The sequence below is a fragment of the Sulfuricurvum sp. genome (assembly GCF_019163035.1).
Classification (GTDB): Bacteria; Campylobacterota; Campylobacteria; order Campylobacterales; family Sulfurimonadaceae; genus Sulfuricurvum.
In genome coordinates, this window is the sequence record NZ_JAFLKV010000146.1 from 1 (window position 1) to 10,824 (window position 10,824).

Below are 10,824 nucleotides of genomic sequence, written 5' to 3' on the forward strand. Positions count from 1 at the left end.
CCATGCCGCTTTGACGATTCCTTTTGGATCGATAATGTACGTTGAGCGGACGATACCCATATACTCTTTGCCGTAGTTCTTTTTCATCGCCCATACGCCGTAGTCTTGCATCATCTGCGTCGTCGGATCACTGAGAAGGGTAATTTCGAGTGATTTTTTCTCGATAAAGTTACGGTGGGATTTGGTGCTATCGGCACTCACACCGAGGATAATTGCCCCCATATCATCATACTCATCCATCGCTGTACTAAACTCGCACGCTTCGGTAGTACACCCCGGAGTAGAGTCTTTCGGGTAAAAATACAATACAATCCATTTACCGCGCAAATCGCGAGAACAAATCTCTACGTCGTCTTGGTTACTCAAACAAAAATCAGGAGATACACTTCCTACTTCTAACATTTTTAATACCTTTTTATAAAATTACTATGGATTTAATTTCTGTAAACTCTTCGATGGCAAAACGGGGGCCTTCGCGTCCGACACCGCTCAGTTTCACACCGCCATAAGGCTGAATATCGAAACGCAGTGTCGGCATATCGTTGATGACGACCCCACCTGCATCGAGTTCATCAATCGCCTTGGTCGCATGGGCAAGGTTATTCGTAAAAACCGAGAACTGCAATCCATACGGTGAATTATTCATCCGTGTGATTGCATCATCGATTCCATTCACCCGTACCAAGCTCACAATGGGAGCAAATACCTCTTCGCAAACAATTTTCATCGACTCAGTCACATCTGCCATCACACACGGATAAAAAATTCGCCCTTCACAGTGCGGCGGAGTGAGAGGACGAGCCCCCTCTTCCATCGCACTCTCCACCCAGCTCATTGCCCGCTCGGCCGCTTCATCGTTAATCAACGGTCCTAAAAAGGTATCGTCATTGTACGGCGAACCGACAATCAATTTTGCGGTAGCATCTCCCATTTTAGCGGCAAAAGTATCGTAAATGCTACTCTCTACATAAATACGTTGCAATGAAATACACACCTGTCCCGAGTTGACAAAAGCGCCGATAGCACACCGTGAGGCAGCATAATCAAGGTCAGCACTCGTATCGATATAGGTTGCCGCATTACCGCCGAGTTCTAAGAAAACTTTTTTAATCCCTGCACTTTTTGTAATGATATTGCCAACACTTACCGATCCGGTAAAACTGATGACACGGGGGATGTCACTGCCCACCAACGCACTCCCCACTTCGGCATCACCATAGACAACACTCAAAGCATCAGGCGTTGCAAAAGGGCTTTCGATAAAAAGTTTGGCAAGCTTATAAGCACAAAGAGGAGCTTCAGGTGTCGGCTTGAGAACAACCGTATTCCCCGCGACCAATGCAGGTGCGAGTTTATGGGCGACTAGGTTAAGCGGAAAGTTAAAGGGGGTAATTGCGACAACGACACCCGCCGCTTCTCGTCGCCAGTAGGCATGAGCCGCTCTTCCACTGCTCATCGCATCGGTGTTGATCGTCTCGCCGTGCATGGTGCGCATCGTCTCGGCTGAGAGGGTAATCGTCTCAATACAGCGATCAACTTCGATCCGTGCATAGGCGATCGGTTTGCCTACCTCATCGCATAAAACGTTTGCGAATTCCTCTCGCTGTTGGCGGAGTTTAGATGCGACATCCAACAACCATGCACATCGCTGATGAAGCGGAGTTTTTTTCGCAGATTTTGCGACACGTTTGGCGATATTAAGTGCCTGATGAGCATCCTCTGCACTGCACTCCGCCGCACGTGAAACAACACGTCCGTCATACGGGCTGAGACGCTCCGTGTAACAGGAAGTTACAACCTGACGTGACCCCATCCAAACGTGTGCATCCATTATTCGTCTCCGCCATTAAATTATGTTTCAATTATACAAATCATCACCTAAAAAGAGAACGCAGAGGAGAGTTTAAGCTCTTTCTTTTCATCTTCTCTTTAGAATGTGTCTCAAAAATACGCAGAGGATCATCATGCTAGAACTTAAAATTACCGACGGTGCTCTAGGGGTTCGTCCTCCCGTTACCAAACCTCATCCGGGATTCTTTTTCCAAGTGGGCGAAGAGCGTTTTCGCAAATTAGTCGATGATCATTATGAGATGATCCGCAACAGCGATATCTCGTTTTTGTTCCCTGTGAATGACGAAGAAGATTTTTCAGCTGCCAAAAAACACGCCGCCGATTTTCTCATCCAAATCTGCGGAGGACCTGATTATTTTGCCCAAACACGGGGTGAGCCTCGTATGGTCGGTCGTCATGCACCGTTTCGTATCGATGAGCACGGACGCCAAAGATGGCTCGAATTTTACGGCGTTTTACTCCCTGCACTTGAAGCAGAAGGGGTAAACCCAGAATACATCCAATCGTTTTGGGATTACCTCGATGTGTTTTCGATTTGGATGATTAACACCCCCTCCCATTAATCTTTCCCGCGATTGCGGGAATTATCTTTATCTTAATAAACATTAAACCCCTTTCACGCTAAAATCTCCCAATTTTTCTTTTGGAGATTTTCCCTATGAACGAAGCCAAATACATTTGGATGAACGGTAATCTTGTTGCATGGAATGACGCAAAAATTCACGTCCTTGCCCACACATTGCATTATGGAAACGGTGTTATCGAAGGGACAAAGGTCTACAAGACCCCAAAAGGATACGCGATTTTTCGTTTGAACGACCACACGAAACGTCTCCTCGAATCGGCAAAAATGACCCTTTTGAATGTTCCTTACACACTCGAAGAGCTAAACCAAGCTCAAATTGATCTTATTCGTGAAAACGGTTTTACCGGTGAAAACGTCTATCTCCGCCCTATCGTTTATCTCGGATACGGCGTTATGGGGATTTATCACAAAGATGCTCCCGTCGAAGTTGCCGTAGCAGCATGGGAATGGGGCGCTTATCTCGGTGAAGAAGGGATGAAAAAAGGGATTCGTCTTAAAATTTCATCGTTCAGCCGTCCGAACAACAAATCAAACATGGGTAAAGCCAAAGCGGTCGGAAACTACCTCAACAGCCAAATGGCAAAATTTGAAGCAGTTGAAGCGGGATACGATGAAGCGTTACTCCTCGATGATGAAGGGTACGTTGCCGAAGCGAGCGGAGCCTCGTTTTTCCTCATCAAAGACGGCGAGCTAATTACCCCTCCAAACGACAACTCTCTCGTATCGATCACCCAAAAAACGGTTATCGAAATGGCAGAAAAAATGGGGATCAAAGTAACCCGTAGAAAAATCACCCGTGAAGAGATCTACGTTGCCGATGAAGCGTTCCTCACCGGAACGGCGGCAGAGCTTACTCCGATTCGTGAAGTGGATGCGCGTGTTCTCGGTGCAGGTGGTCGAGGACCGTTAACCGAAAAACTACAAAACGGCTATTTCGACATCGTTTATGGGCGTAACCCTGACTTTGAACACTATCTCACGTATATAGATTAAAACACTAAAACGGGCAATACCCAAAGGGCACGTGAGTCCATTTCAGTGGCAGGGACAATTTTGTCCCTTGTAACCCCCTAAAGTTGCCAGCATAAATGCTGGAGATTTATTGTAAAAGGAAAATTATGGCAAGTGATATGAACGACTATTTTAATAAAAAGAAAAAAGAAGAGGCAAGCAAAGGGGGCGGATTTAATGCTCCTAAACCGCCAAAGTTTGATTTCAACATGAACGGCCAAAAAGCGGGAATGCTATGGGCTATCGGCGGGTTTATTTTACTCCTCGTTTTGGCTAAACCGTTCATCATTATCACAGAGGGTGAGCGCGGTATCCTCTCTACAAACGGAAGATACAGTGATCAAGCTCTTATGCCTGGACTTCATTTTATGATCCCTTTGATCCAAAAAATCTATATTGTCGATACCAAAGTGCGTATCATCAACTATGCCGATAAAATCGATCGTGCTTCCACTGCGGGTGATGGCATTCTCCTTAAACCGGCCATTGCTGTTTTGGATAAGCGGGGGCTTCCTGTCTCCATCGATATCACCGTTCAATACCGTCTTAACGCACAATTAGCGGCAAAAACAATCTCTAATTGGGGATTTAGTTGGGAAGATAAAATCATCGATCCTGTAGCCCGTGATGTTGTCCGAAATGTTGTCGGTCAGTATGAAGCAGAAAATCTCCCAATTATGCGTAATGCTATCGCTACGCAAATCGAGGCGGGTATCCGCAAAACGGTTGAGGGACAAAAAAATGCTCCGGCACAACTTGAGTCAATCCAACTCCGCGAAATCGGTCTTCCTCAAAAAGTTAAAGATCAAATTGAGCGGGTTCAAGTCGCCAAACAAGAGGTAGAGCGTGCCCAACAAGATGTTGAGCGTGCAAAACAAGAAGCATTCAAAAAAGAGACGGAAGCACAAGGTAGTGCCAACGCTATTACCATCCAAGCGCAAGCGCAAGCCAAAGCCAACCATCTCATCGGCGCGTCACTCACTCCTGGATTGTTAAAATTGGAGCAAATCCAAGTTCAAGGTAAATTTAACGAAGCACTCAAAGAGAACAAAGATGCTAAAATTTTCCTTACCCCAGGGGGATCAACGCCTAATATTTGGCTCGATACCAAAAGCGGCGATAGCCAAAAAATAAGTTCTGCAGGGAAATAAACAATGAATCTTGATCAAATCGACTGGGGAAAATCAGAGCTCCTCCCTGTCATCGTCCAAGACTCAACAACACTCGAAGTGCTGATGATGGCGTACATGAGCCGTAAAGCCTTAGAACTCTCCCTCTCGACGCGAATCGCCCACTATTATTCCCGTTCTAAACAGCGTCTTTGGAAAAAAGGGGAATCGAGCGGTCATCTGCAACACATTGAACAATTTCTCCTCGATTGTGATAATGATACCCTCCTTCTTATTATTCGCCAAGAGGGAGTAGCATGTCATACCGGACGGAAATCGTGTTTCTTTACGAACATCGAAACGGGTAATACCATCAGCGAGCCTCAAATCGACACAGCATCTACTTATGGCATAATCGATGAGCTTTACCACACGATCCTAAGCCGCAAAAATGCTGACCCTAAAACCTCTTGGACTGCAAAACTTCTTAGCAGCGGGGATAATACGATCCTCAAAAAAGTGGTCGAAGAAGCGGGAGAGTTCAGCTTCGCGATCAAAGACGGCAATGAAGATGAAATTATTTACGAATGTGCCGATTTAGTCTATCATGTCCTCGTTGCATTGGGGCACAAAAATATCTCTCCCGACCGCGTCAAACAAGAGCTTGCCCGACGATTTGGGATGAGCGGTATTGCGGAGAAAAACGCTAGGGAAAAATGAAAGCAAAAATAATCGATTTTATCCATCACCTTATAATCTACGATTACCTCCTGTTTGGAGGAATATTTGTCCTGTTTCTCTTATTATTGGTACTGGCGATTGCCCTACGGCATAAGATGGCTTTTGCTATAGTCTTTGTTATTTTAGCTTTTAGCGTTTTGACGGCAGGATCAGTCGTCGGATATATACAACTTCATCACTACCTCTTTAAAAATAAAATAATCCTCCATAAAGTAAAAGCACTGGAATTCACTGAAGCTTTATTGATAAAAGGGGACATTAACAATACGTCAAAACGCTCCTTTAAAGAGTGCACGATATACGCAGGTGTCCACAAGGTAAGCCACTATAAATATCTCAATCACCTTTACCCGTATGTTCCTTTTAAAAAGGGATCGTTGACTCTTACAAAAACAATAGCGCCGGGTGAATCGGTACCTTTTAAACTTTTTGTCGAGCCGTTTCGATATGACAAAGAATATAATATTACTATAAAGGGAGAATGTAGATGAGTCCGTTAACACCTTGGCATTATCTATTGGTAGGGGTATTGGGCCTCTTATTTATCCTCGGAATGATTCTATCCCTTCGAACCAATTCAAAATTTTCCATTCTTACTACCATAACGCTCATACTTATTTTAATCGGCGTATTCAGTTGGAAAGCGATCAATGAAAATGTTTATCTTGTTGAAGTATCCAACCTTGATAAGGTTCGTTATTATCAATCCGAACAGATACTGATTAAGGGGACGGTTCGAAATGTCGGGGAATTTCCAGTTGCAAATATCGTGGCACTTGTAAAACTCAATAACACACAAGGTGGAGGAGCTGGAAAAGACTCTATATTTACTCAACCCTCTGTCTTTAATGAAATATATGAGGGGGGTAACCCCAACTTTAAACGTCAAAATATTGTCGAAGAGCATATGATTGCAGAGTATTTAAATCCCGGAAAAGCTAAAACATTTACTATCATGATGGATTACCCGTCGCATTTTAGCAATGCGACATTTAGTGTAACTGCCAAAGCTAGTTATTAATTTTTCAGTACTTTAATCCAATCAATTCCAATGATTTATTGATCTTCCGGATTTGTTCATTCTTATCTTTGCACCATAACGGGGCGATTAAACTTTCATCATCGATCCCTGCACTGATACGCTGAACACTAACGTGTGAGGGTTTGAGAAGTAATGCTTCTCTAAGTACGTCACAATAGAGTGATTCGCTTATCGGCTCAAACTCTCCTCTGGCATACTCATTCGCCAATGCGGTGCGCTTAACCACATAGAGAGGATGGTATTTAACTGAATCAATCCCTAAAGAATACGCCTCTTTCGCCGTTTCCAACATCATCTCTTTACTCTCATTAGGAAGACCGAAGATAAGGTGACCACAAACATTAAGCCCATACAATTTCGCTTTGAGAATTGCCTCTTTGACATTAGCACTGTCGTGTCCCCGATTGATCCGCTCCAGTGTCTCATCATAAATCGATTGTATCCCGAACTCGATCCATATTTCCGTTTGTTTGGAAAGCTCTGCAAGGTATTTAAATGTTTCATCACTGATACTGTCTGAACGGGTTCCAATACTAAGACCAACCACATTCTCAAACGAGAGAGCTTTTTCATAAAGGGCTTTGAGGGTATCGAAAGGGGCGTATGTGTTCGTAAAACTCTGGAAATAGACCATATATTTCTCAGCTCTCTTCTCTTCTTGTAAACGCTTAGAAAGAGCATTAAACTGCCATTCTAACTGCTGAAGCTGTTTCTCTAAATTTGGATTAGAAGTTGAATGAAGATTGAGAAAAAAACCTTTAAGCTCGCGAGTATGATCCAAACTGGGGCTAAAAGAATCATTTTCACAAAAAGTACATCCCCCTTTGGCAACCGTACCGTCGATATTTGGGCAAGTAAAGCCGGAGATAGAGACGGGAACTTTTGAGATTTTTACTCCGAATTTACGATGCAAATATTGCCCAAAGGTAAAAATCTGTTCCCGCATAAAAGATGCTTTTAAATAATATATTTGCCGGTGAAGCAAGCCGTACAATAATTCTCTTCTTTGCCATTAACACTCTTCAGAAGTGCTTCATTGCTCAAATAACCAAGGGAATCAGCTTCGATAAATGCACAAATCTCAGCATTAGTCATATTCGCAGCAATTAGTTTCTCTTTATCAGGGGTATCAACACCGTAGTAACACGGATCGGTTGTCGGTGGGCTAGAGATACGCATATGTACTTCTGCGGCTCCGGCGGCTTTGAGCATACGGACAATTTGTCGGCTTGTTGTTCCGCGAACAATAGAATCGTCAATTACAATAAGACGCTTTCCACGGATCAAATCGTTAATCGGAGAGAGTTTCATTTTGACTTTCAAATCACGCATCTCTTGGGTCGGCTCGATAAAAGTACGACCAATGTAGTGATTACGCATAATTGCCATCTCAAACGGGATACCGCTTTGTTGTGAGTAACCGATTGCGGCAGGGACACCGCCATCAGGTACAGGAACAACCATATCGGCTTCAATCGGTTGCTCTACTGCAAGGGCTTTCCCCATCGCTTTACGCATCTCATAGACGTTTTGGGTATAAACGTTTGAGTCAGGGCGAGCAAAATAGACATATTCAAAAATACAGTGTTTCGGAGTAGGTTCGAATACTTTGATCGATTTGGGCGCTTTCCCTTTTTCGAAAATCAGCAATTCACCCGGTTCCACGTCACGGATGTACTCCGCACCGATGAGATCAAACGCACATGTTTCTGACGCAACAACATATCCATCTCCCACACGCCCGAGACTAAGAGGTCGGAAACCGTGAGGATCACGCATTGCAAACATTTTAGAGCGACTCAAAAAGACGAGTGAATAGGCCCCCTCAATCTTTTTAACCGCATCGATGATACGATCCGTCAAATGATGCTGATCACTTTTCGCGATCAAATGGATCAAATTTTCAGTATCCATAAAGGTTTGAAAAATCGCCCCTTTTTTAATGAGGGCATCACGCACCTCTTTGGCATTGGTGAGATTTCCGTTATGAACAATCGACATCTCCCCCAAGTCATAACGGGCAAATACCGGCTGTGCATCGAGAATAGAGTCATCCCCTGCGGTAGAGTAGCGGGTATGGCCTATCGCCATGTTCCCTTTTAGGGTATTGAGTTTTTGGGTATCAAATACTTGGGTTACAAGACCGCGATCTTTAATCGTGTAGAGTTTTCCCCCATCACTGGTACTGATACCTGCCGCTTCTTGTCCACGATGCTGAAGAGCATGAAGAGAGAAGTAAGCGAGTTTTGACGCTTCGGGATGGTCGAAAATACCGACAACTGCACATTTTTCATTTAAGCTACGCACTTTTACTTCCTTACGCTAATTCTAAACAGTCTTGGATACTGTAGAGACCGTTTGGTTTTCCGACCAACCATTTTGCCGCACGAATAGCACCTTTGGAGAAGGTGTTACGACTCGTCGCCGTGTGATGCAATTCGACAAATTCGCCATCATTATAAAATCCGACCGTATGCCGACCGACGATATCACCGCCGCGCAATGCCATCACCGCGATTTCATCTTTGGTTCTCTCTCCGATGTTGCCGTTACGCCCGCTGACACGTACCGCATCAAGATCAAGATCACGAGCTGTAGCTGCCGAATGCGCGAGGGTAAGCGCGGTACCGCTCGGAGCATCTTTTTTATGACGGTGGTGCTGTTCCACAATTTCGATATCAAAACCATCAAGTGTTTTTGCCGCTATATGAACCAGTTTATTGAGCAAAGCAACACCGAGAGACATATTGGTTGCATACAAAATCGGCATCGACTCACTCGCGGTTTTGAGGAGATTCATCTGATGGGTATCAAGCCCTGTTGTTCCGATTACCAACGGAGTAGGATGTTCAATCGCACGTTCCAATAAAAGCTGTGTTGCTTCCGGCAATGAAAAATCGATAATAACATCAGACCCGTTGAGCAAAGTCCCCATATCGTTCGTTACTAAAACCGAAGGATCAATCGAAAAATTTAGCTCATTTCGGACATAAACTGCACCCAATGAGATCTCGTTTTCTTGGTGCAAATCATCAATCAACAGCTTTCCGACACGCCCGCCAGCGCCAAATACACCTGCTCTAATCATTTATATCCCTGTTTAAACATTTAAGTAGTGATATTTTACCCTCTTCGTCTTTAAAAAGGGTGTAAATGCTCTTGAAAATATTAATGATGTCCGTCTACATACGCTATCGCTTGTAACGCGGCAACAGCACCGTCACCCGCCGCACAAACCACTTGCTTTGGAGCTTCTGCACGCATATCTCCCGCTGCAAACAATCCTGCAACGGATGTTTTCATACTGAGATCGACTTTTACTTCTCCCCAAAGAGTCATGTCACATAAAAAAGAACCGTCTTCTTGGATCAACACTTGATTGTTGACATTATTACCAACAAATACGAATACTCCCGGAACATCGATTTGACGCAGTGAACCGTCTTCGAGTTTCACACGAATCCCATCAACTCCCATCGCACCACCGAATACCTCTTCGGGAATAGCATTCAACACCAACTCGATATTGGCTGTCTCTTTGATCCGTGCAACCGTATTAGGAGCCGAGCGAAAACTATCACGACGATGGATCAAATAAACTTTGGTACAAATTTTTGCCAAATAAAGCGCTTCTTCGAGCGCCGTATCACCCCCGCCGATCACCACGACCTCTTTGTTTTTGTAGAAAAATCCGTCGCACGTAGCACATGTACTCACCCCGCGCCCGAAAAAAGCATCTTCTCCTGCAAATCCGGCACGCTTTGGAGCAGAACCCGTACAGACGATGACACTTTTGGCCTCATCGGATGAGCCGTCCGACTTTTGAATCATAAAAATACCGTCTTCGCGTCGCGATACGCGAGTTACTTCGCTCATTTCATGCTTGAGCCCGAAGCGTTGACACTGCTCCGGCCACGGAGTCATAAAGTCCATCCCACTCAAATTATGTGCCGTGGCTCCCGGATAGTTTTCAATCTCGGAACTCATCGTAATCTGGCCACCGGGCATCCCTTTCTCAAACATCGTGACATTATCCAAACCACCCCGTGTGGTATATAATCCTGCGGTAAGCCCTGCGGGACCTCCCCCGATAATTGCACAATCCAGCATATCCTAAAGCCTCCGCTTTTAATTTGATATATCATACTCTTTTGTAGTTAAACCCTGCCAAAGGGGAGTTATAAACAAAATCGTTTTAGAAAAGTTTTAGAGAAGATAAAAGGAGGGAGAAATTTGACCCGAAAGGGTCAAGAGTAGATTACAGTAATGCGTTTAGTTTGTCAGCAAATGCTTGTTTAGAAGCGGCACCGACCATTTGTTCAACGACTTCGCCGTTTTTGAAGAAAAGGATTGTCGGGATAGAGCGGATACCGTATTTAACTGCGATATCTTGTTCTTCATCCGTATTTACTTTACAGATATTTGCTTTTCCTTCAAATTCGGCTGCCAACTCTTCGATAACCGGAGCGATCATACGACAAGGT

The 10,824-nt window shown here is 44.4% G+C and carries 13 protein-coding genes; 6 read left to right on the forward strand and 7 right to left on the reverse strand.

Annotated features, from left to right (window positions below; all coding sequences use genetic code 11):
- The coding region (locus JZU62_RS10430; protein WP_295014546.1) for a peroxiredoxin at nt 1–402 on the reverse strand (402 nt) is incomplete at its 3' end.
- Nucleotides 403–415: 13 nt separating this feature from the next.
- Complete coding sequence (locus JZU62_RS10435; protein WP_295014548.1) at nt 416–1,831, reverse strand: aldehyde dehydrogenase family protein; 1,416 nt, start codon at nt 1,829–1,831, stop codon at nt 416–418.
- Nucleotides 1,832–1,964: 133 nt separating this feature from the next.
- Between JZU62_RS10435 and JZU62_RS10440 the strand changes: the two genes are divergently transcribed.
- The 6 genes from JZU62_RS10440 to JZU62_RS10465 all read left to right on the forward strand — a co-directional run bounded on the left by JZU62_RS10440 (nt 1,965) and on the right by JZU62_RS10465 (nt 6,319).
- Nucleotides 1,965–2,414, forward strand: a complete 450-nt coding sequence (locus tag JZU62_RS10440; RefSeq protein WP_295014550.1) for a globin — start codon at nt 1,965–1,967, stop codon at nt 2,412–2,414.
- A gap of 95 nt (nt 2,415–2,509) precedes the next feature.
- The gene (locus tag JZU62_RS10445; protein WP_295014552.1) at nt 2,510–3,430 is read left to right on the forward strand and encodes a branched-chain amino acid transaminase; all 921 of its coding nucleotides are present in this window, start codon (nt 2,510–2,512) and stop codon (nt 3,428–3,430) included.
- 125 nt (nt 3,431–3,555) lie between these two features.
- A complete protein-coding gene (locus tag JZU62_RS10450) occupies nt 3,556–4,599 on the forward strand; it encodes a prohibitin family protein (protein WP_295014554.1) in 1,044 nt (347 codons plus the stop codon).
- Between the two features lie 3 nt (nt 4,600–4,602).
- Entirely contained in the window at nt 4,603–5,277 is a 675-nt protein-coding gene (hisIE, locus tag JZU62_RS10455; RefSeq protein ID WP_295014556.1) for a bifunctional phosphoribosyl-AMP cyclohydrolase/phosphoribosyl-ATP diphosphatase HisIE, read from the forward strand.
- Entirely contained in the window at nt 5,274–5,789 is a 516-nt protein-coding gene (locus tag JZU62_RS10460; RefSeq protein ID WP_295014558.1) for a DUF2393 family protein, read from the forward strand. Before hisIE ends, JZU62_RS10460 begins: the two co-directional genes overlap by 4 nt.
- Nucleotides 5,786–6,319 carry a DUF2393 family protein gene (locus JZU62_RS10465; RefSeq protein WP_295014560.1) on the forward strand — a complete coding sequence of 178 codons (534 nt, stop codon included), beginning with the start codon at nt 5,786–5,788 and terminating at the stop codon, nt 6,317–6,319. The genes JZU62_RS10460 and JZU62_RS10465 overlap by 4 nt, the downstream gene beginning before the upstream one ends.
- A gap of 4 nt (nt 6,320–6,323) precedes the next feature.
- On the opposite strand, the gene JZU62_RS10470 is transcribed toward JZU62_RS10465, so the two are convergent.
- The 5 genes from JZU62_RS10470 to JZU62_RS10490 form a co-directional block, all read right to left on the reverse strand.
- The gene (locus JZU62_RS10470) at nt 6,324–7,286 is read right to left on the reverse strand and encodes a TIGR01212 family radical SAM protein (protein WP_295014563.1); all 963 of its coding nucleotides are present in this window, start codon (nt 7,284–7,286) and stop codon (nt 6,324–6,326) included.
- An 11-nt stretch (nt 7,287–7,297) separates the two neighbouring features.
- Complete coding sequence (purF, locus tag JZU62_RS10475) at nt 7,298–8,647, reverse strand: amidophosphoribosyltransferase (protein WP_295014564.1); 1,350 nt, start codon at nt 8,645–8,647, stop codon at nt 7,298–7,300.
- Between the two features lie 10 nt (nt 8,648–8,657).
- A complete protein-coding gene (dapB, locus tag JZU62_RS10480) occupies nt 8,658–9,428 on the reverse strand; it encodes a 4-hydroxy-tetrahydrodipicolinate reductase (RefSeq protein WP_295014566.1) in 771 nt (256 codons plus the stop codon).
- 80 nt (nt 9,429–9,508) lie between these two features.
- Complete coding sequence (locus tag JZU62_RS10485; RefSeq protein ID WP_295014568.1) at nt 9,509–10,450, reverse strand: FAD-dependent oxidoreductase; 942 nt, start codon at nt 10,448–10,450, stop codon at nt 9,509–9,511.
- Between the two features lie 148 nt (nt 10,451–10,598).
- On the reverse strand, nt 10,599–10,824 hold a 226-nt coding region (locus JZU62_RS10490), incomplete at its 5' end, for a thioredoxin domain-containing protein (RefSeq protein WP_295014570.1).

Excerpts from the sequence above, each read along its gene's own strand:
- JZU62_RS10435 (WP_295014548.1), bottom strand. The coding sequence starts at position 1,831 with ATGGATGCACACGTTTGGATGGGGTCACGTCAGGTTGTAACTTCCTGT.
- JZU62_RS10440 (WP_295014550.1), top strand. The coding sequence starts at position 1,965 with ATGCTAGAACTTAAAATTACCGACGGTGCTCTAGGGGTTCGTCCTCCC.
- JZU62_RS10445 (WP_295014552.1), top strand. The coding sequence starts at position 2,510 with ATGAACGAAGCCAAATACATTTGGATGAACGGTAATCTTGTTGCATGG.
- JZU62_RS10450 (WP_295014554.1), top strand. The coding sequence starts at position 3,556 with ATGGCAAGTGATATGAACGACTATTTTAATAAAAAGAAAAAAGAAGAG.
- hisIE (WP_295014556.1), top strand. The coding sequence starts at position 4,603 with ATGAATCTTGATCAAATCGACTGGGGAAAATCAGAGCTCCTCCCTGTC.
- JZU62_RS10460 (WP_295014558.1), top strand. The coding sequence starts at position 5,274 with ATGAAAGCAAAAATAATCGATTTTATCCATCACCTTATAATCTACGAT.
- JZU62_RS10465 (WP_295014560.1), top strand. The coding sequence starts at position 5,786 with ATGAGTCCGTTAACACCTTGGCATTATCTATTGGTAGGGGTATTGGGC.
- JZU62_RS10470 (WP_295014563.1), bottom strand. The coding sequence starts at position 7,286 with ATGCGGGAACAGATTTTTACCTTTGGGCAATATTTGCATCGTAAATTC.
- dapB (WP_295014566.1), bottom strand. The coding sequence starts at position 9,428 with ATGATTAGAGCAGGTGTATTTGGCGCTGGCGGGCGTGTCGGAAAGCTG.
- JZU62_RS10485 (WP_295014568.1), bottom strand. The coding sequence starts at position 10,450 with ATGCTGGATTGTGCAATTATCGGGGGAGGTCCCGCAGGGCTTACCGCA.